This is a genomic window from Lysobacter sp. GCM10012299 (assembly GCF_042649405.1).
GTDB lineage: Bacteria > Pseudomonadota > Gammaproteobacteria > Xanthomonadales > Xanthomonadaceae > Lysobacter_J.
On sequence record NZ_JBHRZC010000001.1, the window covers coordinates 388,958 to 414,260 of the forward strand.

Sequence of the window (25,303 nt, forward strand, 5' to 3'; positions counted from 1 at the left end):
AGCGCACCCGGGGAGCCGTCCGCCTACCCCTTAACCGACCGTATCGGCTTGATCACCCCAAACCGCTCCTTCTTCGCCTTCCCCGCCAACGGCTCGAACACGATCGACTCCTCGCCGACATGCGTATCCGGCAGCCGGTCGAGCAGGTCGCGGATCAAAGTCAGCCGTCCACGCTTCTGATCGTTGAAGTCGACCAGCGTCCACGGCGCATGCTTGCTGTGGGTGGCCTTGAGCATGGCTTCGCGCGCCTGCGTGTAAGCGTCATAGCGCTTGCGCGCTTCGAAGTCGATCGGCGACAGCTTCCAGCGCTTGAGCGGGTCGTCGAGGCGCTCGAGGAAGCGCTGTTCCTGTTCGTCCTGGTCGCAGCACAGCCAGTACTTGAACAACAGCACACCGTCGTCGACCAGCAGTTTTTCGAACGTCGGCGTCTGCCGAAGGAAGGCCTTCACCTGTGCGTCCTTGGCGAACCCCATCACCTGCTCGACGCCCGCGCGGTTGTACCAGCTGCGATCGAACAGGGCGATTTCGCCGGCCGCGGGCAGGTAGGGCACGTAGCGCTGGAAATACCACTGCGCGCTTTCGCGCTCGGTCGGCTTGGGCAGTGCGACCACCTGGCACTGGCGCGGGTTGAGGTGTTCAGCGATCGCGCTGATCGCGCCGCCCTTTCCGGCCGTGTCGCGGCCTTCGAACAGCACCACCAGGCGACGGCCCGTGTGCTTGAGCCAGCGCGCCATGTTGGCCAGTTCGATCTGCAGCGGCTCGAGCCGGGCTTCGTATTCCTTGCGCTTGAGGTCGCCCATCACTTGCTCCTGCGACGTGGTTTGGCTTTGTCGCTGCCGGCCATGCCGCGCGCCACTTCCAACAGTGCGCCTTGCTGGCGCGTGGTGAGGGCGCGATAGGCGTTGAGCAGGTCGTGTTCGCCCTGGGTGCGGGCGGGGTCGAGGGTGCTGGCCAGTTCGGCGAGCAGCGCGCCGGCCGGTACGCCGAAGGCGCGTGCCAGGGCGTCGAGTTGTTCCTTGCCGGGCATTTTGTCGCCGCGCAGCCAAGCGCTCACCGTGGCGACGCCGGCGCGGGGTATGGCGGTGGCGATGTCGGCTGCGCTGAGGCCTCGGGCCCTGGCCAGCAGTTGCAGGGTGGTGTCCAACGGCATGGTCTGGCTCCGGTGGTTGAACCCATCGATCGGGTTGCGGGTCAGCGTTCCTTGAGGCGCGGGCGCAGGGTGGCCAGGTTGCAGGGCCTGGTGCGCGCGTCGAGCTGGTTGCGGATGATCTTTTCCCAGGCGGTGCGGCAGGCCGAGGTGGAGCCGGGCAGGGCGAAGACGAAGGTGCCGTTGGCGAGGCCGGCGAAGGCGCGCGATTGCACGGTGGAGGTGCCGATCTCGTCGTAGCTGATGGCGCGGAACAGTTCGCCGAAGCCGGGCATCTGTTTGTCGAGCAGTGGCAGCAGGGCTTCGGGGGTGGAGTCGCGGCCGGTGAAGCCGGTGCCGCCGGTGACGAGGATGCCGTCGATGTCGTCGTCGGCGATCCATTGCGAGACGACGGCGCGCAGGCGGTAGCGGTCGTCGGGCAGCAGTTTGCGGTCGGCGAGGCGGTGGCCGTCGGCGGTCAGCGATTGCACGAGGTAGTCGCCGGAGCTGTCTTCGGCGAGGGTGCGTGAGTCCGATACGGTCAGCACGCAAAGATTCAGGGGGATAAGGTCAAGTTGGGCAGTCATGGCGGCGAGCCTAACCGATCCGCTGTGTGACGGCGGTGGTTGCCTCAGGTGCGGGAGTGCTTGCTTCGTTGCGGCGTCGTCCGCCGGGTCGGGGATTGCTCCGCCCCTTCGTCGGACATCCTGTCCGAAGGCGGGGCGTGGGCCATCCATGGCCCACTGCGGATCAATCCCCGACCCGTCGGCCGACGCTCCGCCGTGTCATTGCCCAGTCTTCGGTATCAACCCGTCATTCCCGCGAAGGCGGGAACCCATGGACGTTGCTCCTACGCGCGGCGAGCCATCCCACGCACCGCGACGGCAAAGTCACGCGCAAATCCACGCATGTCAAACAGTCCGCTCTCGCTTCGCCGGCGCGCCAGTTCGTCCTTCAGCGCAGCCAGCGCGTGCGGATCCCTTCCAAACGACACCGCGCGTGCCACGAACGCCGCATCGTCGACGACATTCATCTCCGTCATGCCCAGGTGGTGATTGAGGCTGCCGGCGACGCGCGCCGCGAACGTCTCGCCCGGTCGCGTCAGCACCGGGCATCCTGCCCACAGTGCGTCCGATGCCGTGGTGTGGGCGTTGTAGGGTTCGGTGTCGAGGAACAGGTCGGCGTGCTGCAGGCGCGCCATGTATTCGGCATGCGGTTGCTTGGGCATGAACACCAGTCGTGCCGGGTCGATTCCCTGCATGCGTGCGACGTCTTTCAGGCGTTCGTCGGCGTGGCCCGGGCCGGACAGCAGCCACAGCACGCTGCCGGGGACTTCGCGCAGCACCGTCAACGCGCGCATGACGCTGCGCGGGTTGAGCTTGTAGCTGTTGTTGAAGCAGCAGAACACCACGCCTTCGCCGTAGTCGCCACGTTCCGGCAGCCCGCACTGCGCGCGCGACGGTGGCGGCAGGATCGCGCGGGTGGTGTCGGACGGTTGGAAGCAGCGCGGCAGCCAGGTGACGGCTTCGCTGAAGTCGTTCGCCATTGTTTCCGGAAGCACGAAGCGATCGGCCAGTACGTGGTCGATCCACGGCGCGCCCGAGGTGCCCGGATAGGCCAGCCAGTTCACCTGCACCGGGGCCGGACGCATCGCCAGTACTTCCGGCGCGCCGCCACCGCCCCAGCCGCGCAGGTCGAACAGCACGTCGATGCCGGCCGCGCGGATCGCCATGGCGACCTGCGCGTGTGCGCGCATCGATACGTCATGCAGCGTGTGCGCGGCCGCCAGCAGGCGCTGCCGGATCGGGCTTCCGTCGTCGCGGTTGAGCGCGAACAGGTGGATCTCCAGTTCGCCCAGCGCCTTGAGCTGCTCGAACATGGCCGCCGTCAGCAAGCCTGTCGGGTGCGCGCCAAATCCGTTCGAGAGGAATCCGACGCGCAGCGGTGCGTCCACCGGCACCGGCGGCGGTGGCGGCAGCGGGCGAACGCTGGCGGCCACTTCGGCCGCACGCAGTCGCGCGCATTGCAGTTGTTCCTGCGCGCTGGCGTCTTCGCTGAGGAAGGCGAACGGTTCCACCGATGCGCGCGCGTTGTTGACCGCATCGCGGACCTGCCGCGCAAGCGCGTCGAGGTCGCGCCAGTCGCACAGCTTGCGTCGCCATGCCAGCAGGTAGGCGGCCAGCTGCGGTTCGTCCGGAGCCAATGCGTGCGCACGCGCGTAGGCCTGCGACGCGGCCTCGGCTTCGCCGGTGTCCTCCAGGGCATGCCCCAGCCAGACCGCGATGCCGGGATGGTCGGGTGCGTGGGCCGCAGCGGCACGCAGGCTGGCGACGGCATCGCCGCGCTGGCCCTGCAGCCATTGCGCGCGCCCCAGTCGCGCCAGTGCTTCGGGGTGGCCGGGCCGCAGTGCGAGTGCGCGCTGCGCGGCCATCCCGCCGGCGACGGCATCGCCGCGGTCTAGCTCATGCTCGGCCAGCATGATCCAGGCATAGGCATCGCCGGGATTGCGCTCGAGCGCACGGCGCAATTCGATGCGCGGATCGTTGTGCACGGCTCAGGCCAGGGCCAGGTGGTAGCGAAGCGTGCCGTCGTAGAGCTGCCAGCCGCCAGACTCGTACAGGGCCTGGGCGCTGCGGTTGTCGGGCGTGGTTTCCAGCTCGAGGCGGATCGCGCCGTCATCGCGCGCGAACATCGCCGCGGCGGTCAGCAGCGCCTGCGCCACACCTTGCCGGCGTGCGCCCCGGTCGACATAGAGATCGTTGAGCACCCAAACGCGCGCGGCGCGCACCGACGAGAACGTGGGGTAGAGCTGGGTGAAGCCGACCGCTGTGCCGTCATTGGTGGCCAGCAGGATGACGGACTCGTCGCGTTCGATGCGTTCGTGCAGGAACTGCCGTGCCAGTGCCGCATCCTGCGGTTGCTCATAGAACATGCGGTAGGCGTCGAACAGCGGTGCTAGCTGGTCGAGGTCGGTGAGCGTGGCGCGCTTGATCTCGAGGGGCATGGCGAATCCTTCGGCACGAAGTGGGGTCGATTGTAGACAACCCGCAGGAGCCGGCGCCGCCCTCAGGCGTCGTGCGTCAGTCGCGCCAGTTCGTCGGCCTGGTGTTCGTGCTGCAGGCGTCCGAGCAGTTCGTCCATGCTGCCCTCGATCACGTTGGGCAGGTCGTAGAGCGTGAGCCCCTCGACGCGGTGGTCGGTGATGCGGCCCTGCGGGAAGTTGTAGGTGCGGATGCGCTGGCTGCGGTCGCCGCTGCCGACCTGGAGCTTGCGCAGCGAGGCCTGCGCGGCGGCGGCCTTGGCCGCCTGCGCCTCGGCCAGGATCGCGACCAGGCGCTTCATTGCCTTGTCGCGGTTGGCGTGCTGGCTGCGTTCGGTCTGGCATTCGACGACCACGCCACTGGGCACGTGGGTGATGCGGATCGCCGATTCGGTCTTGTTGACGTGCTGGCCGCCGGCACCGCTGGAGCGGAAGGTGTCGACCTTCAGGTCGGCCGGGTTGATCTCGATCGGCTCACCTTCGGCCTCGACCGCAATGATCGCCACCGTCGCCGCCGAGGTATGGATGCGTCCCTGCGACTCGGTCGCCGGCACGCGCTGCACGCGGTGGGTGCCCGATTCGAATTTCATACGCGAGTACGCGCCGCGTCCTTCCACGCGTGCGATGACTTCCTTGAAGCCGCCGTGTTCGCCCGGGCTGCTGGATTCGATCTCGACCTTCCAGCCTTGCCGCTCGGCATAGCGCGCATACATGCGGAACAGGTCGCCGGCGAAGATCGCCGCTTCGTCGCCACCGGTGCCGGCGCGGACTTCCAGGTAGATGTCGCCGTCGTCGCGCGGGTCCTTCGGCACGAGGTGGGCGAGCAGTTCGATTTCGAGCTGCTGCAGGCGCGTATTGGCGGCGGCGATTTCCTCTTCCGCCAGCTCGGCCAGTTCCGGATCGCTGCGCATGCCCTCGGCAGCGGCCAGGTCGCGTTTGGCCTGCGCCTCCGCGGACAAGGCATTCGCCACCGGCTCGAGCTGGGAGAACTCGCGCGAGAACTTGCGGAAGCGGTCGGCATCGCCGATGACGCCCGGGTCGGACAACAGCCGCTCGAGTTCTTCGCGGCGTTCGACGAGGGCTTCGAGCTTGCGGCGCAGGGTAGGGGTCATGGACGAACCGGGTGTGGTGGAAGGGAGCAGGCAGTGCCGCGGCGGAGACCGTCGCTAGGCTTCGCGCTGCTCGTCCTTGCCGTCACCGGGTTCGCTTTCGGGGAAAAGCTTTTCTGCCGCCCGCGCCAGTTCGACGTTCCCGCTCAGTGCCGCCTCGCGCAATGCAACCGTCGGCGCGTGCAGCAGCCGATTGGTGAGCGTGTGGGCGAGGAAGTTCAGCACGTCCTGCGGGTCCTGGCCTGCGGCCAGTTGCTGCTGCGCCCTGGCCAGCACATCGGCCTTGGCGGTTTCGCCATGCGCGCGCAGGCGCTTGAGCGGCGCGGTGCGGGTGCTGGCGGCGATCGTTTCGGTGAAGCGCTCCACCTGCAACTCGACGATGGCCTCGGCTTCGGTCGCCGCTTCGCGACGACTGCGGCGGTTGTCCTCGATCGCCCGTTCCAGGTCGTCGACGGTGTACAGGAACACGTCCTTCAGCTCGGCGACGTCCGCGGCGATGTCGCGCGGCACGGCCAGGTCGAGCAGCAGCATCGGCCGGTGCCGGCGAGTCGCCAGCGCCGCGGTGACATTGGCCTTGCGCAGGATCGGATCGCGGCTGGCGGTGGCCGAGATCACCACGTCGGCCTCGCCCAGGTGCTTGTCCAGCTCGCTCAGCGGCAGGGCGACGCCGCCGTGGCGGGTGGCCAGTTCCTGCGCGTGGGCCAGCGTGCGATTGGCCACCAGCAGGCGCTTCGCACGCGCCTGCACCAGATGGCGCGCGGCCAATTCGATGGTTTCGCCGGCGCCGATCAGCAGCACCGTCGAGTCCTCGAGGCGGGCGAAGGATTCCTGCGCCAGGCGCACCGCCGCCGACGCCACCGACACCGGATTGGCGCCGATGCGGGTATCGGTGCGGGCGCGCTTGGCGGTGGAGAAGGCGTGCTGGAACAGGCGGTCGAGCTGGCTGCCGAGGCTGCCGGCCGTGCGCGCCGTGGCCCAGGCGTCCTTCACCTGGCCCAGGATCTGCGGCTCGCCGAGCACCAGCGAATCCAGCCCGGTGGCGACACGAAACAGGTGGCGCACCGCATCGGCGTCGCGATGGCGATAGAGGTAGGCATGCAGGTCGCCGACCTCATCGGGGTGGGTGGCCAGCCAGTCGGCCAGGGCCTGGCCGTCGTCGTCGGCCACCGCGTACAACTCGGTGCGGTTGCAGGTCGACAGCAGGGCAACCTCGCTGACCTGCGGCAACGCGCGCAGCGCTTCGAGCGCCGCCGGCACGCTGTCGGCGGAAAACGCGACGCGCTCGCGCAGGCTGACCGGCGCGGTCTGGTGGTTGATGCCTAGTACGTACAAACTCATTTCAAACGCGCCGGGCTGCGCCGACTGGGGCCTCTTCCGTTCAGGTGCTTGCGATAAGCTGCTGGCTACCGCGGAGGCCGACATTCTACCGGCCCCGTCCCCTCCAGGTTGACCTGCAGGCTTGATCGATGCCCGTTGCCTTGCGCACGCAGTGTTTCATTCTCGCGGCCCTGTTGGCCGCCCAACCGCTGGCCGCCGCGGAGAAAGCCGCGAAACCGGGCCCGGTCGCCGACCCCACCGCCGCCTCGCTGGAGCCGCTGCTGGCCGGCGAGTTCGCCCTGCAGTCCGGGCGCCTGGACGAGGCCGCCAAGTCCTACCTGGACGCCGCCCGCGCCGCCGACGACGTCGCCCTGGCCGAGCGCGCCACCCGCATCGCCCTGCTCGCCAAGGACGACAAGCGCGCCGCCGAGGCGCTCGACCTGTGGCGCAAGCAGGGCGGCGAGGGCCTCAACCTCGCCGCCGCCGAAGCGGTCCTGGCCATCCGCCGCGGTGACGAGCGCGCTGCCCGCAAATACCTGACCCAGTTGCTGACCGCCCCGGGCGACAGCGGTTGGCGCCAGGCGCTGGGCGTGCTCAGCGGTGGCGCCCGCGATCCGAAGCAGTCGGCGCGCTTGCTGGAGCGGCTGGTCAAGGACGGCAAGATTCCCAACAAGCTCCCGGCCTGGCTGGCCTTCGGTGGCCTGGCACAGGGGCTGGAACAGCCCGAGCTGGTCGAGCGCATCGTCGCCGAAGTGGTCGAGCGCTTCCCCGGCGAGGCCCGCGTCGGCCTGCTGCGTGCCAGCCAGCTGCGCGAAGCGGGCAAGGAAGACGAGGCGCGCAAGCTGCTGGCCTCGCTGTCCGAGCAGGCCGGCAACGACCGCGACCTGCGCCGTGCAATCGCCGACGAATACCACCGGTTGGGTGATTACCAGGCCGCCGAAGCCGTGCTCGCCAAGGGCCCCCAGGACGACCAGACCTACGCCCTGCGCGCCGCGCTGTTGGCGCAAAGCGAAGACAAGCAGTCGCTGACGCGCCTTTACGACGAATTGCGCGCCGGCGCCGCGCAGCCCGATCCGCAGCGCCGCCTGCTGCTGGGCCAGATGGCCGAGTTCCTCGATCGCTTCGACGAAGCGCTGGAGTGGTACCGCGGCGTGCCCGGTGGCGAACAGCGCTGGGCCGCGCGCCTGCGCAGCGCCAATGTGCTGCACGAACTCGACCGCGACGCCGAGGCCTACAAGCTGCTGCGCGAGCTGCAGGCCGATGCCGCGGCCGACGACGAATCCCGTCGCGACGCCTACCTTCTCGAGGCGGCATTGCGCGAGAAGGACAAGGACCAGCCGGGCGAGTCGGACGTGTATGCGCGCGGCCTCGCTGCGTTCCCGGACGACCCGGAAATCCTCTACGCCCGCGCCCTGAGCTGGGAGCGGCACGACGACATCGCGCGGGCCGAGGCCGACCTGCGGAAGATCCTCGTCGCCGAGCCGGACAATGTCGCAGCGCTCAACGCGCTGGGCTACACGCTGGCCGACCGCACCACGCGCTACCAGGAAGCATTGCAGCTGATCGAGCGTGCCCGCACCGCCGAACCCGACAATCCCGCGATCGTCGACAGCTACGGCTGGGTGCTCTACCGCATCGGACGCAACGAGGAAGCGCTGGTCGAGCTGCGCCGCGCCCTGACCCTGCAGAAGGACGCCGAGATCGCCGCGCACCTGGCCGAAGTGCTGTGGGTGACCGGTCGCAAGGACGAGGCACGCAAGTACTTCGAGCAGTCGCGCAAGCTCGACCCGGACAACCGCTCGCTGCTGCGCGCGCTGGAGAAGACGGGCGCATGAGGATTTCTGTCTGTGTAGCGGCCCTGTCGATGGCCATGCTCGCCGGCTGCGTGTCGAGCCCGACCCGCGCCCCGTCCGTGCCGGTCGACCCGGTCCAGGCGCAGGCCAACGACCAGCGCCGCGGCGAGATCGACGACTGGACCCTCACCGGCCGCATCGCCGTCTCCAACGGCAAGCAGGGTGGCAGCGGCCGCATCGACTGGCAGGAGACGAAGGGCGGTTATTCCATCTCGCTCAGCGCGCCGGTGACCCGCCAGAGCTGGCGCCTGAGTGGCGACGCCACCGGTGCACGCCTGGAAGGTGTCGAAGGCGGCCCGCGCGAGGGCGCGGACGTCGAATCCATGTTGCAGGCCACCACTGGCTGGGACGTTCCCGTGCGCGCCCTCGCAGACTGGGTGCGCGGCATCGGCGCGGCGAGCGCCGAGTACGGGCCGGCGAAGATCGAATACGGCGCCGGCAACCTGCCGTCGCGCCTGCAGCAGGCCGGCTGGCTGATCGAATACCAGGACTGGCAGCCGGCCGCCGATGGCCCGGTGATGCCGGCCCGGCTGGTGGCTACCCGCGGCCAGGCCAAGGTTCGGCTGATCGTCGATCAGTGGTCGCTCGGCCCGCAATGAGCCCGGGGACGGATGACGGGGGCGCCGGAAGCGGCTGGTCGCTGTGGCCGGCCCCGGCCAAGCTGAACCTGTTCCTGCGTATCACCGGCCGCCGAGACGATGGTTACCACCTCCTGCAGACCGTTTTCCGGCTGCTCGACTGGGGCGACTCGATCCGCGTGCGGGTCCGCGATGACGGCCAGATCCGCCGCCACGGCGCCAGCGCGCCCGGCGTGGCCGAGGCCGACGATCTGACGGTCCGAGCCGCGAAGTTGTTGCAATCGGCGTCTAACACCTCGCATGGTGCCGACATCATCGTCGAAAAACGCATTCCATCCGGTGGCGGCTTCGGCGGCGGTTCGTCCGATGCGGCGACCGTGCTGGTGGCCCTCGACGCGCTATGGGGGACCGCTCTGGGCGAGGACCGGCTGGCCGACCTGGGGCTGCAACTGGGTGCCGACGTGCCGGTGTTCGTGCGCGGCCGCAACGCCTGGGCCGAAGGGGTGGGCGAGCAGCTCGCCCCGATCGATCTGCCGCCGGCCTGGTATGTGCTCGCCGACCCCGGCGTTCATGCGCCCACGGCAGCGCTTTTCCGTGCCCCTGAATTGACGCGTGATGCCGCGCCCGCGACAATAGCGGACTTCGTTTCGGGTGTGCCGCTCGGGAATGCGTTCGAGCCGGTATTGCGTGTGCGCGAACCCGCCGTAGAGGCGGTGTTTGCAGCACTTTCGCAGATCGGTTCGCCGCGCCTGACCGGGTCGGGCAGCGGCTGTTTCGTCGAATTCGCATCACGCGAGGACGCCGAGGCGGCTCTGGTGGCACTACCGCAGGGTCTTCGGGCCTGGCTGGCAACGGGAGCCTCGCGCTCGCCGCTGCTGGAGGCGCGAAGCAGGTGGGAAGGAGCGGGGAGAGAGTAGTAGCCGCCAGGCTCCGGCTCATTCCCGGCTGCAGTCCCCAAGACCTTATGTACCTCATGTACCTCATGCAGGGGCGTCGCCAAGAGGCCCAAGGCACCAGGTTTTGATCCTGGCATCCGTAGGTTCGAATCCTACCGCCCCTGCCAATTCATAGCGGCCCGCTCCGGCGTTTGCGGTGTGGACGCCCCCGGATTAACCGCCACGGTCAGAGCGAAGCGGAGAGCACTGTGCAAAACGATCGGAACCTGCTGATTTTCAGCGGCAATGCCAACCGCCCGCTCGCCGACGCGGTGTGCAAGGAACTGGGCATCCGCCTGGGCAAGGCACTCGTCAGCCGTTTCTCGGACGGCGAGGTGCAGGTCGAGATCGAAGAAAACGTGCGCCGCCAGGAAGTGTTCGTCATTCAGCCGACGAACGCGCCCACGGCCGAGAATTTCATGGAACTGCTGGTGCTGGTGGACGCGCTCAAGCGCGCCTCGGTGGCCAGCGTGACCGCAGTGGTGCCGTACTTCGGCTACGCCCGCCAGGATCGCCGCCCGCGCTCGTCGCGCGTGCCGATCACGGCCAAGGTGGCGGCCAAGATGTTCAGCGCCGTCGGTACCGATCGCGTGTTGACGGTGGACCTGCACGCCGACCAGATCCAGGGTTTCTTCGATATCCCGGTCGACAACGTGTATGCCTCGCCGCTGCTGCTCGCCGACATCTGGCGCGCGCACGGCACCGACAACATGGTGGTGGTCTCGCCTGACGTGGGCGGCGTGGTCCGCGCCCGCGCGATCGCCAAGCGCCTCGACGACGCCGACCTGGCGATCATCGACAAGCGGCGCCCGCGCGCCAACGTGTCGACGGTGATGAACATCATCGGTGACGTCGAAGGCAAGACCTGCGTTCTCGTCGACGACATCGTCGACACCGCCGGTACGTTGTGCGCCGCCGCCGCTGCCCTCAAGCAGCGCGGTGCGCTCAAGGTCGCCGCCTACTGCACCCATCCGGTGCTGTCGGGCGCGGCGATCGACAACGTGACCAAGTCGCAGCTCGACGAGCTGGTGGTGACCGACACCATCCGCCTGTCCGACGCGGCCAGGGCCTGCAACAAGATCCGCCAGCTCAGCGTTGCCGAACTGCTGGCTGAAACGATCCGCCGCGTTGCCTTCGGCGAATCGGTCAGCTCGTTGTATGTAGATTGAGAGCAGTCGACTAACCAGTCGACTGAAGAATTCGCGGCGACGGCTCCGGTCGTTGCCGCAACGCCGCTCACCTGGTCGCGGGTGAGCGTTCATCCCCGTCGCGAGACGGGTTCATTGCAGTAAAAGTGAGTAATCCAAATGTCTGAACACATCCTCAAGGCCACTGGCCGCAGCGTCGAAGGGAAGGGTGCGAGCCGCCGTCTTCGTCATGCCGCCAGCATCCCGGCCATCGTCTACGGCGGCAACGCCGCGCCGCAGCCCATCCAGCTCGACCACGAGAAGACCTGGCTGGCCCAGCAGAACGAGTGGTTCTACTCCTCGATCCTGACCCTCGAGATCGACGGCAAGGCCGAGCCGGTCCTGCTGCGTGACATGCAGCGCCATCCGTTCAAGCAGATCATCATGCACCTGGACTTCCAGCGCGTTGACCTGAACCAGGCGCTGAAGGCTGCCGTGCCGCTGCACTTCCTCAACCAGGAAACCTCGCCGGCCGGCAAGGCCGCCGACGTGGTCATCACCCACGAGCTCAACGAAGTCACCGTCAGCTGCCTGCCGAAGGACCTGCCGGAGTTCATCGAAGTCGACCTGGCCAAGCTGGCCGTCGGCGACGTGGTGCACCTGTCGGACATCAAGCTGCCCAAGGGCGTCGAGCTGCCGGAACTGAAGCTGGGCAAGGAACACGACGTCGCCGTCGTGATGGCCAAGCACGGTCGCGTCGAAACCGAAGAAGCCTCGGCCGAGACCCCGGCCGAAGTGCCGGCGACCAAGGCCGCCAAGAAGGACGAGAAGTAATCACGTCCCGTGCGCCTGCCCGCGATCGCGGGCAGGCCACTGCGTGAGATTCTCTGATGGCTGCTGGTCTGCGCCTCATTGTCGGCCTGGGAAATCCCGGCGCCGAACACCTCCGGACCCGGCACAACGCCGGGTTCTGGTTTGTGGACGCCCTGGCTTCACGCCTGGGCGGCCGCTTTGGTCTGGAATCCAAGCTGTTCGGCGAGACCTGCAAGGTCGACATCGCCGGCCAGCCGGTCTGGCTGCTCAAGCCGGCCACTTTCATGAACCTGTCCGGCAAGTCGGTCACCGCGGCCCTGCGCTACTGGAAGATCGAACCGGAACAGATGCTCGTCTGCCACGATGAGCTCGACCTCGATGCCGGCGTCGCCCGCATCAAGTTCGACGGCGGCCACGGCGGCCAGAACGGCCTGCGCGACATCAGCCAGCTGCTCGGCCACGGCAAGTACCACCGCCTGCGCATCGGCATCGGCCATCCCGGCCACAAGGATCGCGTCACCTCCTGGGTGCTCGGCCGTCCCGGCAGCGCCGACGAGGCGATGATCCTGCGCGCCATCGACGATGCCCAGGACGTATTGCCGCTGGCAGTCAGCGGCGACTTCAACGAGGCCATGAAGCGGCTGCACACGCCGCGGGCCTGAGTTCCACCCCCATTCCTGGTGTCGGCGCTGCCGGCACTGCAACAGAGCGAGAAAGCGTCATGGGCATCAAATGCGGCATCGTCGGCCTGCCTAACGTCGGCAAGTCGACCCTCTTCAATGCCCTGACCAAGGCCGGCATTGCGGCGGCCAACTTCCCGTTCTGCACGATCGAACCCAATGTCGGCGTGGTGCCGGTGCCCGATCCGCGCCTGATCGCGCTGTCGGAGATCGTCAAGCCGCAGAAGTGCATCCCGACCGCGGTCGAGTTCGTCGACATCGCCGGCCTCGTCGCCGGCGCCGCCAGCGGCGAAGGCCTGGGCAACAAGTTCCTCGCCCACATCCGCGAGGTCGACGCGATCACCCACGTGGTGCGCTGCTTCGAGAACCCGGACGTCATCCACGTCAACAACAAGGTCGACCCGATCGCCGATATCGAGACCATCGATACCGAGCTGGCCCTGGCCGACCTGGAGTCCGTTGAGAAGGCGCTGCAGCGCGCCGAGCGCACCGCCAAGACCGGCGACAAGGACGCCAAGATCCGCGTCGAAGTGCTCGGCCGCGTCCGCGCCGGTCTCGATTCGGGCAAGCCGGCGCGCGCGCTGGGCCTGTCGGAAGACGACCGCCTGCAGGTGCGCGACCTGTTCCTGCTGACCCTCAAGCCGGTCATGTACGTCGCCAACGTCCTCGAGGACGGGTTCCACGACAACCCGCACCTGGACGCCGTGCGCGAGCGCGCAGTGGGCGAGGGCGCCGAGGTGGTGCCGGTGTGCGCGGCGATCGAGGAAGAGCTCAGCCAGCTCGAGGATGCCGACCGCGACGCCTTCCTGACCGATCTCGGTCTCGACGAGCCGGGCCTGAACCGCGTCATCCGCGCTGCCTACAAGCTGCTGGGCCTGCAGACCTATTTCACCGCCGGCGTGAAGGAAGTCCGCGCGTGGACGGTGAAGTCCGGCTCGACCGCGCCGCAGGCCGCGGCGGTGATCCACACCGACTTCGAGAAGGGTTTCATCCGCGCCGAAACCATCGCGTATGACGACTACATCAAGTACAAGGGCGAATCCGGTGCCCGCGACGCCGGTCGCCTGCGCCTGGAAGGCAAGGAATACCGCGTCCAGGAAGGCGACGTGCTGCATTTCCGCTTCAACGTCTGATTCAACGGTCGGACCAAAGAAAATGCCCCGCCGAAGCGGGGCATTTTCATTTTTGCCCTTCGTTCGAACGAATCACCCGCCGCCGAACCGGTAGGTCATCTGCAGGTGGCAAGCTTGATACTCGCGAGGTCTGCCAGGCCGCGCCCTCGGGTGCCGCCGGCAGCCCCGCCGGCCTGGCGCGCTAGGCCACCATTTCCAACGTTCGCGTTACCACCTGCACAGCAAACACCCTTCGAGGCTCTTCCATGATCCGTTTACATCGCCTGTTCGCCGTCCTGGCGCTCTGTCTGTCCGCTCCTGCCGCGATGGCAGCCGGGAAAACCGGCACCGTCCTGGTCATCCATGGCGGGGCAGGGGTCGAGCGCAGCGGGATGACCCCGGAAAGCGAGGCCCGGGCCCGCGCGGCGCTCGAGCGGGCCCTGCGCAAGGGCCATGAGGCGCTGGTGGCCGGCAAGCCGGCGCTGGACGCGGTCACCGCGGCCATCACCGTGCTGGAGGACGACCCCGAGTTCAACGCCGGCAAGGGCGCCGTGTTCAACCACGACGGCAAGAACGAGCTGGACGCCTCCCTGATGGACGGCAAGACCCTGGCCGCCGGCGCCGTGGCCGGCGTCCACCGGGTGCGCAATCCGATCCTGCTGGCGCGGGCGGTCATGGAGCATTCCGAGCACGTGATGATGGTCGGCGACGGCGCCGAGGCCTTTGCCGAGGAGCAGGGCATCGAGCTGGTCGATCCGTCCTATTTCCGCACCGAGAAGCGCTGGCAGCAGCTGCAGAAGGCCCTGCGCGAGGAGGCGGCCAAGAAGGCCTCCACCGACCTGGAAACAGCAAAGCACTTCGGCACCGTCGGCGCGCTGGCCCTTGATTCCAAGGGGTATCTGGCCGCAGGCACCTCGACCGGCGGCATGACCAACAAGCGCTACGGCCGCGTCGGCGACTCGCCGATCATCGGCGCCGGCACCTACGCCAATGCGCATTGCGCGGTGTCGGGCACCGGCTGGGGTGAGTACTACATCCGCGTGTCGGCGGCCCGGGAGATCTGCGCGCGCATGGAATACCTGCACGAATCGGCGCAGCAGGCCGGCGCGGCGGTGATCAACAAGGAAATCCCGGCCATGGGCGGCGACGGCGGCGCGATCGTGCTGGGCGCCGACGGCGCCGTGGCCATGCCGTTCAACACCGAAGGCATGTTCCGGGGCTGGATCGGCGCCGACGGCGTGCCACACGTGGCGATCTATTCAGACGACGCCCTGGCGATGCCCCCGGCCGCCAGCGCGCGCTGAGCGCCTGGCCTGCGCGGCGATGGCACGGCGATTGCCGTGTTCGCACTTTCGCGTTCAATCCCCGTTGACATGCCGCGCAACCGTCGTCAAAATTGCTGGCTCTTCACCCCTCGCAGCGTATTTGCGGAGGGTGGTCGAATGGAGGGATACCCAAGCGGCCAACGGGGGCAGACTGTAAATCTGCTGGCTTACGCCTTCGGTGGTTCGAATCCACCTCCCTCCACCAGTTCACGTGGTCGAAAGGTCGCAAGGCCAGCAGGTCGCAAGGCCAGCAGTACCAGGCAACAAACCGGTGGCGTTACCAACCATCGGCGCAGTACCCAAGCAGGTAGGTTCCGGCGCGGGAGTAGTTCAACGGTAGAACCTCAGCCTTCCAAGCTGATGGTGCGGGTTCGATTCCCGTCTCCCGCTCCATTGAACGCCGCGACGTCCCACCTGCTAGGCACAATCTGCTCACGTAGCTCAGTCGGTAGAGCACCTCCTTGGTAAGGAGGAGGTCGAAGGTTCGATTCCTTTCGTGAGCACCACTACAAGCGATCCACCAACGTAATTCCGTCCTACAAGCGAGAGTCGACTGTCATGGCCAAGGGTAAGTTTGAGCGCACCAAGCCGCACGTGAACGTGGGCACGATCGGTCACGTCGACCACGGCAAGACGACGCTGACGGCGGCACTGACGAAGGTGGGCGCGGAGCGTTTCGGTGGCGAGTTCAAGGCGTACGACGCGATCGACGCGGCGCCGGAAGAGAAGGCTCGCGGCATCACGATCTCGACCGCACACGTCGAGTACGAGAGCCCGAACCGCCACTACGCACACGTGGACTGCCCGGGCCACGCCGACTACGTGAAGAACATGATCACGGGTGCGGCGCAGATGGACGGCGCGATCCTGGTGTGCTCGGCCGCTGACGGCCCGATGCCGCAGACGCGCGAGCACATCCTGCTGTCGCGCCAGGTCGGCGTGCCGTACATCGTCGTGTTCCTGAACAAGGCCGACATGGTCGACGACGCCGAGCTGCTCGAGCTGGTCGAGATGGAAGTCCGTGAGCTGCTGTCGAAGTACGACTTCCCGGGCGACGACACCCCGATCATCCACGGTTCGGCCCGCCTGGCGCTGGAAGGCGACCAGTCGGAGATCGGCGTGCCGGCGATCCTGAAGCTGGTCGACGCGCTGGACACCTTCATCCCGGAACCGCAGCGTGACGTCGACAAGGCGTTCCTGATGCCGGTGGAAGACGTGTTCTCGATCTCGGGCCGCGGCACCGTGGTGACCGGCCGTATCGAGCGCGGCATCATCAAGGTCGGCGACGAAATCGAAATCGTCGGTATCCGTCCGACCCAGAAGACGACCGTCACCGGCGTCGAGATGTTCCGCAAGCTGCTCGACCAGGGCCAGGCAGGCGACAACGCCGGTCTGCTGCTGCGCGGCACCAAGCGTGACGACGTCGAGCGCGGCCAGGTGCTGTGCAAGCCGGGTTCGATCACCCCGCACACCGAGTTCGAAGCCGAGGTGTACGTGCTGTCGAAGGACGAGGGCGGCCGTCACACCCCGTTCTTCAAGGGCTACCGTCCGCAGTTCTACTTCCGCACGACCGACATCACCGGCGCAGTGACCCTGCCGGAAGGCGTCGAGATGGTCATGCCGGGCGACAACATCAAGATGGTCGTCTCGCTGATCAACCCGGTCGCGATGGACGAAGGCCTGCGCTTCGCAATCCGCGAAGGCGGCCGCACCGTCGGCGCCGGCGTCGTGGCGAAGATCATCAAGTAACGAATTGACCCGGGCGCGCGCAAGCGCGCCCGGCTTTGTCAGCTCGTCATCCCCGCGAAGGCGGGGATCCAGGGACGTCAGTTTTGCCGTAGATGTTGTTGGACTTCCCGGCGAGTCGGCAACGGCTCGCCGTCGCCGTCTAAGGGAGTCTGAACTTCGGTGCTGAATCCGGGTCCAACCCGCTTCAGGCAAATCCGTTAAGCTTTATCGATGTACGCCAGTAGCTCAATTGGCAGAGCAGCGGTCTCCAAAACCGCAGGTTGGGGGTTCGAGTCCCTCCTGGCGTGCCACTACATGCGGGCGCTTCCGCACAGCCCCGGTCATCCGTGGTCGGGTCGTACCACCTACAGACGTGGCCTCACCGCCGCGCGATGGATCGGATGAACAGCAAGGTCGAACAACACGGATCCTCCTCCGCCGGCGACATCGTCAAGTACGCACTTGCCGTGCTGCTGGTCGCCGCGGGCGTGGCCGCCTACATCTATTTCGACCAGTGGGCCGGCGCGCTGCGCGCCCTGGCCGTCGCTGGCGGCCTTGTCCTGGGTGCGGGTGTGTTCCTGACCAGCTCCAAGGGCCTGCAAACCCGCGAATTCCTGTCTGAATCGCGCTTCGAGCTGCGCAAGGTTGTCTGGCCGACCCGCCAGGAAGCCATGCGCACCACCTGGGTGGTCATGATTGCCGTCGCCGTGCTGAGCCTGATCTTGGCCGGTTTCGACGTGGTGATCCAGGCCGCAGTCAAGTTCCTGCTGGGGCGCTGAAGAAATGAGCGAAGTGCATAAGCGTTGGTACGTGGTACATGCCTACTCGGGCTTCGAGAAGTCCGTGGCGCAGGCGCTGCGTGACCGTATCGTGCGCGACGGCATGCAGGAGCGTTTCGGCGAAGTGCTGGTCCCGACCGAAGAAGTCGTGGAAATGCGCTCCGGCCAGAAGCGCCGTTCCGAGCGCAAGTTCTTCCCGGGCTATGTCCTGGTCCAGATCGCGACCCATGACGAAGCGGGCATCCCGCGCATGGACAACGAGAGCTGGCACCTGGTCAAGGAAACCCCGAAGGTGATGGGCTTCATCGGCGGCACCGCCGACCGCCCGCTGCCGATCGCCGACCACGAGGCCGACATGATCCTGCAGCGCGTGCAGGAAGGCGTCGAGAAGCCCAAGCCCAAGGTGCTGTTCGAGCCGGGCGAGATGGTCCGCGTCATCGACGGGCCGTTCAACGACTTCAACGGCGTGGTCGAAGAGATCAACTACGAGAAGAGCCGCCTGCGCGTGGCCGTGCTCATCTTCGGCCGCTCGACCCCGGTCGAGCTGGAATTCGGGCAGGTCGAGAAGGCCTGACCCGGTCGGGCGCCGGGTCTGGCATCCGGCGCTAAATAGCTGATATACTTACTGGCTCGCCGCTTTCAGCGCGATCCAGAAGCCCCGGCCGCCGCATGGCGGCCGTTGGCGTGCTGCAGAACAACTTGCTAACAACGTGATGTCGGGACACGTGATTTTCCCGGCGCGATGGGGAGCCTGAAGTCCAGGCGCTTGCACCCGGAGAGAGAGAAATGGCTAAGAAAGTAGTCGGTTACATCAAGTTGCAGGTCAAGGCCGGCCAGGCCAACCCGTCGCCGCCCGTCGGCCCGGCCCTGGGCCAGCGCGGCCTGAACATCATGGAGTTCTGCAAGGCCTTCAACGCCGCGACCTCCAAGCTTGAGCCGGGTCTGCCGACCCCGGTCATCATCACCGCGTACTCGGACCGTACCTTCACCTTCATCACCAAGTCGACCCCGGCTTCGGTGCTGCTGAAGAAGGCCGCCGGCGTCGCCTCGGGCTCCAAGCGCCCGAACACCGAGAAGGTGGGCAAGGTCACCCGCGCCCAGCTCGAAGCGATCGCCAAGCAGAAGGAAGCTGACCTCACGGCAGCCGACCTGGATGCAGCGGTGAAGACGATTGCGGGTTCGGCCCGCAGCATGGGTCTGGTGGTGGAGGGTTAAGACATGGCAATGACCAAGCGCGAAAAGGCCATCCAGGCCGCAGTTGTCCCGGGCAAGACCTACGCCATCGACGACGCACTCAAGATCGTGAAGACCGCCACCAAGGCCAAGTTCGTCGAGTCCGTCGACGTCGCCGTGCGCCTGGGCGTGGACGCGAAGAAGTCCGACCAGCAGGTTCGCGGTTCGACCGTGCTGCCGGCAGGTACCGGCAAGTCGGTGCGCGTGGCGGTGTTCGCCCCCGCCGGTGCGAAGGCTGACGAAGCCATCGCCGCTGGCGCCGAAGCCGTGGGCATGGACGACCTGGCCGAGAAGATGATGGCCGGCGACCTGAACTACGACGTCGTCATCGCCACCCCGGACGCCATGCGCGTCGTCGGCAAGCTGGGCCAGGTGCTCGGCCCGCGTGGCCTGATGCCGAACCCGAAGGTCGGCACCGTTTCGCCGAACCCGGCTGAAGCCGTGAAGAACGCCAAGGGCGGCCAGGTGCGTTACCGCACCGACAAGGCCGGCATCATCCACTGCACCATCGGCAAGGCTTCGTTCGAAGACGCCTCGCTGAAGGAAAACCTGACCGCGCTGCTGCTCGACCTGATCAAGGCCAAGCCGTCGTCCGCGAAGGGCCAGTACCTGCAGAAGATCTCGATCAGCACCACCATGGGCCCCGGCGTCGCCGTGGACCAGGGCACGCTGACCCTCAAGTAATGTCATCCCCGCGAAGGCGGGGATCCAAGGACGTGAGGCTTCGGCCTCAGTCCGCGGAAGCAAGAACCAAGTCCTTGGATTCCCGCCTGCGCGGGAATGACGAGGCGAAATTTTGAGGGCATCGCCGAGGGTGCAAACCCGAAGCGATAGCCGTCAAAGACCGCAGGTGCGGTCAGCGCCTACCGGCGACGGGCATGGATGCTCGACATGGCAGGGAATCGCCGTCGGTGGAAGCGGGGCTGCTTAATCCGGACTCGTTCGGGTCGGCCTGCGTAGATGGTGCCTTCTGGAAATCTTTCTGGAGTGGCCACCACCGGGATGTTCGCGCATCCCCGATGCCAGGGACGGTATCGCCCAGGACCGCAAGCGGCAGGAGCCGTAAGCGGAGTTCATTTGGAGGAGTGCAATGGCTCTCAATCTGTCCCAGAAGCAAGAAGTAGTAGCCGAGCTGGCAGAAGTCGCCGCCAAGGCCCACTCCTTGATTGCTGTCGAGTACGCGGGCACCACGGTCAGTCAGATGACCGCGATGCGCAAGAAGGCTCGTGAAACCGGCGTTTTCTTGAAGGTTGTCAAGAACACCCTGGCTTCGCGCGCCGTTGTCGGTACCGAGTACGAGTGCGCGAAAGACGTGCTCACCGGTCCGCTGCTGTATGCGTTCTCGATGGAAGAACCCGGCGCTGCCGGTCGTCTGATCAAGGAATTCGCCAAGGGTAACGACAAGCTGCAGGCCAAGGTCGTCGCGATGGGTGGCCAGGTTTATCCGGCCAGCCACGTCGAAGTCCTCGCTTCGCTGCCGACCCTCGAACAGGCCCTGGCCATGCTGGCCCGCGTCCTCAACGAGCCGGCAACGATGTTCGCCCGCGCCGTCAAGGCCGTGGCCGACAAGCAGGGCGGTGGCGATGTTGCCGACGCCGAAGCCGAAGCAGTGGCGGAACCGGCGTAAGCCGGAACCCCTCGAAGCTCGCTTTACAAATCGATTCGTAAGATCAATTTCCAGAGGTTAATAACATGTCCCTGTCCAACGAACAGATCGTCGACGCCATTGCCGAGAAGACCCTTCTCGAGGTGATGGAGCTGGTCAAGGCGATCGAAGAGAAGTTCGGCGTCTCCGCCGCCGCTCCGGTCGTCGCTGCTGGCCCGGCCGTTGCCGCTGCCGTCGTCGAAGAGCAGACCGAGTTCAACGTCATCCTGAAGGCTGCCGGCGAGAAGAAGGTCGAAGTCATCAAGGCCGTCCGCGCCATCACCGGCCTGGGCCTGAAGGAAGCGAAGGACCTCGTCGAAGGTGCTCCGCAGACCGTGAAGGAAGCCGTCTCGAAGGACGAAGCCGAGAAGTTCAAGAAGGACCTCGAGGCTGCCGGCGCATCGGTCGAGCTGAAGTAATTCAGTACTTGTGTCGCCGGCTCTTGGTTAAGAGCGAAGTATTGGCGACCACCTGAGGCTGGGGACGAAAGTCCCCGGCCTTTGGCCGTTCCTGGAGGAGTGCCTCCAGGGAGCGGCAGGAACAACGCGTTACCCAACGAGTTGACAGTCGGAAGTAGCGGGAGAAGGCGTGCTGGTGCCGGCAATACCAGCGACTTCCCACTGGCAATTTTGATCCCCCGGCTTGCCGCGCAGGCAAGCCACCGAAAATCTCCGAGGCGGTAGCTCACCATGACCACAGCTTCCATGACGACGGCCTCCAAGGCCATCTACTCGTTCACCGAAAAGAAGCGAATTCGCAAGGATTTCGGCAAGCGCAAATCCATCCTCGAAATTCCCTTCCTGCTGGCCATCCAGGTCGACTCGTACCGCGAGTTCCTGCAGGAAAACATCGACCCGGCCAAGCGCGCCGACCGCGGCCTGCACGCGGCCCTGAAGTCGGTGTTCCCGATCTCCAGCTACAGCGGCAACGCCGCGCTGGAATACGTCGGCTACAAGCTGGGCGATCCGCCGTTCGATGAGCGCGAGTGCCGTAACCGCGGCCTCTCCTACGGCGCCCCGCTGCGCGTGACCGTGCGCCTGGTGATCTACGACCGCGAGTCGTCGACCAAGGCCATCAAGTACGTGAAGGAGCAGGAGGTCTACATGGGCGAGATCCCGCTCATGACCGACAACGGCACCTTCATCGTCAACGGCACCGAGCGCGTCATCGTCTCGCAGCTGCACCGCAGCCCGGGCGTGTTCTTCGACCACGACCGCGGCAAGACCCACAGCTCGGGCAAGCTGCTGTACAGCGCCCGCATCATTCCTTACCGCGGTTCCTGGCTCGACTTCGAGTTCGACCCGAAGGATGCGCTGTTCACCCGTATCGACCGTCGCCGCAAGCTGCCGGTGACCGTGCTGCTGCGCGCACTGGGCTACAACAACGAAGAAATGCTGCGCGAGTTCTTCGAGATCAACACCTTCCACATCATGCCCGAGGGCGTGCAGTGGGAGCTGGTCTCCGAGCGCCTGCGTGGTGAAACGCTTGACTTCGACCTGGCCGACGGCGACAAGATCATCGTCGAGGCCGGCAAGCGCATCACCGCGCGCCACGTCAAGCAGCTGGAGGCCTCGGGTATTGCCGCCCTGGCCGTGCCGGACAGCTACCTGGTCGGCCGCATCCTGTCGCACGACGTCGTCGATTCCAAGACCGGCGAGCTGCTGGCCACGGCCAACGACGAGATCAACGAAGACCAGCTGGCCTCGTTCCGCAAGGCCGGCATCGACGCGGTCGGCACCCTGTGGGTGAACGACCTCGATCGCGGCGCGTACCTGTCCAACACCCTGCGCATCGATCCGTCGAAGACGCAGCTGGAAGCGCTGGTCGAGATCTACCGCATGATGCGTCCGGGCGAGCCGCCGACCAAGGACGCCGCGCAGAACCTGTTCCACAACCTGTTCTTCACCTTCGAGCGCTACGACCTGTCGGCCGTGGGCCGGATGAAGTTCAACCGTCGCCTCGGCCGCAAGGAAACCGAAGGCGCTTCGGTGCTCTACGACGCCAAGTACTTTGCCGAGCGCAAGGACGATGAGTCGGTGCGCCTGCGCAACGCCAACGGCGCCACGTCCGACATCCTCGACGTGATCCGCGTGCTGACCGAGATCCGCAACGGTCGCGGCACGGTCGACGACATCGACCACCTGGGCAACCGTCGCGTGCGTTCGGTCGGCGAAATGGCCGAGAACGTGTTCCGCGTCGGCCTGGTCCGCGTCGAGCGCGCGGTCAAGGAGCGCCTGTCGATGGCCGAGTCCGAAGGCCTGACCCCGCAGGAACTGATCAACGCCAAGCCGGTGGCCGCCGCGATCAAGGAGTTCTTCGGCTCCTCGCAGCTGTCGCAGTTCATGGACCAGAACAACCCGCTGTCGGAAGTCACCCACAAGCGTCGCGTCTCGGCCCTCGGCCCGGGCGGCCTGACCCGTGAGCGCGCCGGCTTCGAAGTCCGCGACGTGCACCCGACCCACTACGGCCGCGTCTGCACCATCGAGACGCCGGAAGGCCCGAACATCGGCCTGATCAACTCGCTCGCCGTGTTCGCCCGCACCAACCGCTACGGCTTCCTCGAGACGCCGTACCGCAAGGTCATCGACGGCCGCGTCACCGACGCCGTCGAGTACCTGTCGGCGATCGAAGAGAACGAGTACGTCATCGCCCAGGCCAATGCACCGACCGACGACGACAACAACATCACCGCCCAGTTCGTTGCTTGCCGCTTCCAGGGCGAGTCGATGCTGCGTCCGCCGAGCGAGATCCACTTCATGGACGTCTCGCCGATGCAGACCGTGTCGGTCGCTGCGGCCCTGGTGCCGTTCCTCGAGCACGACGACGCCAACCGCGCACTGATGGGCGCCAACATGCAGCGCCAGGCCGTGCCGACGCTGCGTGCGCAGAAGCCGCTGGTCGGTACCGGCATCGAGCGCGCCGTGGCGCGTGACTCGGGCGTGACCGTCAATGCCCGTCGTGGTGGCGTGATCGAGCAGATCGACGCAGGCCGCATCGTGGTCAAGGTCAACGAGAAGGAAATCGTTGGCGAGACCGATGCCGGCGTCGACATCTACACCCTGATCAAGTACACCCGCTCCAACCAGAACACCTGCATCAACCAGCGCCCGCTGGTGAACGTCGGTGACGTGGTTGCGCGCGGCGACGTGCTGGCGGACGGTCCGTCGACCGACATCGGCGAGCTCGCGCTCGGCCAGAACATGCTGGTCGCGTTCATGCCGTGGAATGGCTACAACTTCGAGGACTCGATCCTGCTCTCCGAGCGCGTGGTCGAGCAGGATCGCTACACCACGATCCACATCGAAGAGCTGACCTGCGTCGCCCGCGACACCAAGCTGGGACCGGAGGAAATCTCCGCCGACATCCCGAACGTCTCCGAGCAGGCCCTCAACCGCCTCGACGAGTCGGGCGTGGTCTACATCGGCGCCGAAGTGCGTGCCGGCGACATCCTGGTCGGCAAGGTCACGCCGAAGGGCGAGTCGCAGCTGACCCCGGAAGAGAAGCTGCTTCGCGCGATCTTCGGCGAGAAGGCCTCCGACGTTAAGGACAGCTCGCTGCGCGTTCCCCCGGGCATGGACGGCACCGTCATCGACGTGCAGGTCTTCACCCGCGACGGCATCGAGAAGGACAAGCGCGCGCGCCAGATCGAGGAATACGAGATCCGTCGCGTCAAGAAGGACTTCGACGACCAGTTCCGCATCCTCGAAGCGGCCATCTATGACCGCCTGCGCACCCAGCTGATCGGTCGCGTCGCCAATGGCGGCGGTGGCCTGAAGAAGGGCGACACCGTCACCTCGCTGGTGCTGGAAGGCCTGTCCCGCAAGGACTGGTTCACCCTGCGCATGAAGGACGAGGAAGCAGTTGAAGCCATCGAGCGCGCGCAGAAGCAGATCGAGGTCCACAAGGCCGAGTTCGAGAAGCGCTTCGCCGACAAGCGCGGCAAGATCACCCAGGGCGACGACCTCGCACCGGGCGTGCTGAAGATGGTGAAGGTGTTCCTCGCCGTTAAGCGCCGCATCCAGCCGGGCGACAAGATGGCCGGCCGCCACGGCAACAAGGGTGTCGTGTCGACCATCGTGCCGGTGCAGGACATGCCGTACGCGGCCGACGGCCAGACCGTCGACATCGTCCTGAACCCGCTGGGCGTGCCGTCGCGTATGAACATCGGCCAGATCCTCGAAGTGCACCTGGGCTGGGCCGCAAAGGGCCTGGGCCAGAAGATCCAGCGCATGCTGGAAGCACAGCAGAAGGTCTCCGAGCTGCGCCAGTTCCTCGACGACATCTACAACCACGACACCAAGATCGCCGGTGACCGCGTCGACCTGACCCAGTTCAGCGACGAGGAGCTGCTGACGCTCGCCAAGAACCTGATCGACGGCGTGCCGATGGCAACCCCGGTGTTCGACGGTGCCGCCGAGTCGGAGATCAAGCGCATGCTCGAGCTCGCCGACCTGCCCACCAGCGGCCAGACCATGCTGTTCGACGGTCGCACCGGTGAGTCGTTCGAGCGTCCGGTCACGGTCGGCTACATGCACATGCTGAAGCTGAACCACCTGGTCGACGACAAGATGCACGCCCGTTCCACGGGTCCGTACTCGCTCGTCACCCAGCAGCCGCTGGGTGGCAAGGCGCAGTTCGGTGGCCAGCGCTTCGGTGAGATGGAAGTCTGGGCGCTGGAAGCCTACGGCGCGGCCTACACCCTGCAGGAAATGCTGACGGTGAAGTCCGACGACGTGCAGGGCCGCAACCAGATGTACAAGAACATCGTCGACGGCGAGTACGAAATGGTCGCCGGCATGCCGGAGTCCTTCAACGTGCTTGTGAAGGAAATCCGCTCGCTCGCGATCAACATGGAGCTGGAAGAGAACTGAGGAAACTCAGGGCGAAAGGGAAGGGAACCGGC

At 66.6% G+C, this 25,303-nt stretch carries 23 protein-coding genes and 5 tRNA genes; 21 read left to right on the top strand and 7 right to left on the bottom strand.

Annotation, left to right across the window (positions count from 1 at the left end; translation table 11 throughout):
- Positions 1-23 precede the first annotated feature (23 nt).
- The 7 genes from ppk2 to hemA form a co-directional block, all read right to left on the bottom strand.
- Complete coding sequence (ppk2, locus tag ACFOPO_RS01940; RefSeq protein ID WP_386700351.1) at positions 24-800, bottom strand: polyphosphate kinase 2; 777 nt, start codon at positions 798-800, stop codon at positions 24-26.
- Positions 800-1,150: a helix-turn-helix domain-containing protein gene (locus ACFOPO_RS01945; RefSeq protein WP_386700353.1), complete on the bottom strand. Its 351-nt coding sequence runs from the start codon at positions 1,148-1,150 to the stop codon at positions 800-802. Before ACFOPO_RS01945 ends, ppk2 begins: the two co-directional genes overlap by 1 nt.
- Before the next feature lie 41 nt (positions 1,151-1,191).
- A complete protein-coding gene (gene moaB / locus ACFOPO_RS01950) occupies positions 1,192-1,713 on the bottom strand; it encodes a molybdenum cofactor biosynthesis protein B (RefSeq protein ID WP_386700355.1) in 522 nt (173 codons plus the stop codon).
- A 263-nt stretch (positions 1,714-1,976) separates the two neighbouring features.
- Positions 1,977-3,677: a tetratricopeptide repeat protein gene (locus ACFOPO_RS01955; RefSeq protein WP_386700357.1), complete on the bottom strand. Its 1,701-nt coding sequence runs from the start codon at positions 3,675-3,677 to the stop codon at positions 1,977-1,979.
- Positions 3,678-3,680: 3 nt separating this feature from the next.
- Positions 3,681-4,130, bottom strand: a complete 450-nt coding sequence (locus ACFOPO_RS01960) for a GNAT family N-acetyltransferase (RefSeq protein ID WP_386700359.1) — start codon at positions 4,128-4,130, stop codon at positions 3,681-3,683.
- A gap of 62 nt (positions 4,131-4,192) precedes the next feature.
- On the bottom strand, positions 4,193-5,278 hold the full coding sequence (gene prfA / locus ACFOPO_RS01965) for a peptide chain release factor 1 (RefSeq protein WP_386700361.1): 1,086 nt from the start codon (positions 5,276-5,278) through the stop codon (positions 4,193-4,195).
- 54 nt (positions 5,279-5,332) lie between these two features.
- The gene (gene hemA / locus ACFOPO_RS01970; RefSeq protein WP_386700363.1) at positions 5,333-6,613 is read right to left on the bottom strand and encodes a glutamyl-tRNA reductase; all 1,281 of its coding nucleotides are present in this window, start codon (positions 6,611-6,613) and stop codon (positions 5,333-5,335) included.
- Positions 6,614-6,741: 128 nt separating this feature from the next.
- On the opposite strand from hemA, the gene ACFOPO_RS01975 reads away from it, so the two are divergent.
- From ACFOPO_RS01975 to rpoB, 21 genes are all read left to right on the top strand, one after another.
- Positions 6,742-8,427: a tetratricopeptide repeat protein gene (locus ACFOPO_RS01975; protein WP_386700365.1), complete on the top strand. Its 1,686-nt coding sequence runs from the start codon at positions 6,742-6,744 to the stop codon at positions 8,425-8,427.
- The gene (gene lolB, locus ACFOPO_RS01980) at positions 8,424-9,044 is read left to right on the top strand and encodes a lipoprotein insertase outer membrane protein LolB (RefSeq protein WP_386700367.1); all 621 of its coding nucleotides are present in this window, start codon (positions 8,424-8,426) and stop codon (positions 9,042-9,044) included. Before ACFOPO_RS01975 ends, lolB begins: the two co-directional genes overlap by 4 nt.
- Positions 9,041-9,940: a 4-(cytidine 5'-diphospho)-2-C-methyl-D-erythritol kinase gene (gene ispE / locus ACFOPO_RS01985; RefSeq protein WP_386700369.1), complete on the top strand. Its 900-nt coding sequence runs from the start codon at positions 9,041-9,043 to the stop codon at positions 9,938-9,940. Before lolB ends, ispE begins: the two co-directional genes overlap by 4 nt.
- 69 nt (positions 9,941-10,009) lie before the next feature.
- Positions 10,010-10,086, top strand: a tRNA-Gln gene (locus ACFOPO_RS01990).
- Between the two features lie 81 nt (positions 10,087-10,167).
- Positions 10,168-11,127: a ribose-phosphate diphosphokinase gene (locus ACFOPO_RS01995; protein WP_386700371.1), complete on the top strand. Its 960-nt coding sequence runs from the start codon at positions 10,168-10,170 to the stop codon at positions 11,125-11,127.
- A gap of 138 nt (positions 11,128-11,265) precedes the next feature.
- Positions 11,266-11,919 carry a 50S ribosomal protein L25/general stress protein Ctc gene (locus ACFOPO_RS02000; protein ID WP_386700373.1) on the top strand — a complete coding sequence of 218 codons (654 nt, stop codon included), beginning with the start codon at positions 11,266-11,268 and terminating at the stop codon, positions 11,917-11,919.
- A gap of 56 nt (positions 11,920-11,975) precedes the next feature.
- Positions 11,976-12,560, top strand: coding sequence for an aminoacyl-tRNA hydrolase (pth, locus tag ACFOPO_RS02005; protein WP_386700375.1), 585 nt, complete (start codon positions 11,976-11,978; stop codon positions 12,558-12,560).
- Positions 12,561-12,619: 59 nt separating this feature from the next.
- Positions 12,620-13,711, top strand: a complete 1,092-nt coding sequence (ychF, locus tag ACFOPO_RS02010; protein ID WP_200606521.1) for a redox-regulated ATPase YchF — start codon at positions 12,620-12,622, stop codon at positions 13,709-13,711.
- 245 nt (positions 13,712-13,956) lie between these two features.
- The gene (locus ACFOPO_RS02015; protein ID WP_386700377.1) at positions 13,957-14,994 is read left to right on the top strand and encodes an isoaspartyl peptidase/L-asparaginase family protein; all 1,038 of its coding nucleotides are present in this window, start codon (positions 13,957-13,959) and stop codon (positions 14,992-14,994) included.
- A 140-nt stretch (positions 14,995-15,134) separates the two neighbouring features.
- Positions 15,135-15,220, top strand: a tRNA-Tyr gene (locus tag ACFOPO_RS02020).
- 114 nt (positions 15,221-15,334) lie between these two features.
- Positions 15,335-15,408 (top strand) — tRNA-Gly (locus tag ACFOPO_RS02025).
- Between the two features lie 37 nt (positions 15,409-15,445).
- A tRNA-Thr gene (locus ACFOPO_RS02030) sits at positions 15,446-15,521 on the top strand.
- Positions 15,522-15,573: 52 nt separating this feature from the next.
- Positions 15,574-16,764, top strand: coding sequence for an elongation factor Tu (tuf, locus tag ACFOPO_RS02035; protein WP_200606508.1), 1,191 nt, complete (start codon positions 15,574-15,576; stop codon positions 16,762-16,764).
- 214 nt (positions 16,765-16,978) lie between these two features.
- Positions 16,979-17,054, top strand: a tRNA-Trp gene (locus tag ACFOPO_RS02040).
- A gap of 90 nt (positions 17,055-17,144) precedes the next feature.
- On the top strand, positions 17,145-17,522 hold the full coding sequence (gene secE / locus ACFOPO_RS02045) for a preprotein translocase subunit SecE (protein ID WP_158733605.1): 378 nt from the start codon (positions 17,145-17,147) through the stop codon (positions 17,520-17,522).
- Positions 17,523-17,526: 4 nt separating this feature from the next.
- Positions 17,527-18,096, top strand: coding sequence for a transcription termination/antitermination protein NusG (gene nusG / locus ACFOPO_RS02050; protein WP_200606520.1), 570 nt, complete (start codon positions 17,527-17,529; stop codon positions 18,094-18,096).
- A gap of 212 nt (positions 18,097-18,308) precedes the next feature.
- Entirely contained in the window at positions 18,309-18,737 is a 429-nt protein-coding gene (rplK, locus tag ACFOPO_RS02055; protein ID WP_158733603.1) for a 50S ribosomal protein L11, read from the top strand.
- 3 nt (positions 18,738-18,740) lie between these two features.
- Positions 18,741-19,439 (top strand): 50S ribosomal protein L1, encoded by a 699-nt coding sequence (gene rplA / locus ACFOPO_RS02060; RefSeq protein ID WP_158733602.1) that lies wholly within the window; start codon positions 18,741-18,743, stop codon positions 19,437-19,439.
- 406 nt (positions 19,440-19,845) lie between these two features.
- The gene (rplJ, locus tag ACFOPO_RS02065; protein ID WP_158733601.1) at positions 19,846-20,382 is read left to right on the top strand and encodes a 50S ribosomal protein L10; all 537 of its coding nucleotides are present in this window, start codon (positions 19,846-19,848) and stop codon (positions 20,380-20,382) included.
- A gap of 65 nt (positions 20,383-20,447) precedes the next feature.
- Positions 20,448-20,819, top strand: a complete 372-nt coding sequence (gene rplL, locus ACFOPO_RS02070; protein WP_386700382.1) for a 50S ribosomal protein L7/L12 — start codon at positions 20,448-20,450, stop codon at positions 20,817-20,819.
- A 285-nt stretch (positions 20,820-21,104) separates the two neighbouring features.
- Complete coding sequence (gene rpoB, locus ACFOPO_RS02075) at positions 21,105-25,271, top strand: DNA-directed RNA polymerase subunit beta (RefSeq protein ID WP_386701242.1); 4,167 nt, start codon at positions 21,105-21,107, stop codon at positions 25,269-25,271.
- Positions 25,272-25,303 lie beyond the last annotated feature (32 nt).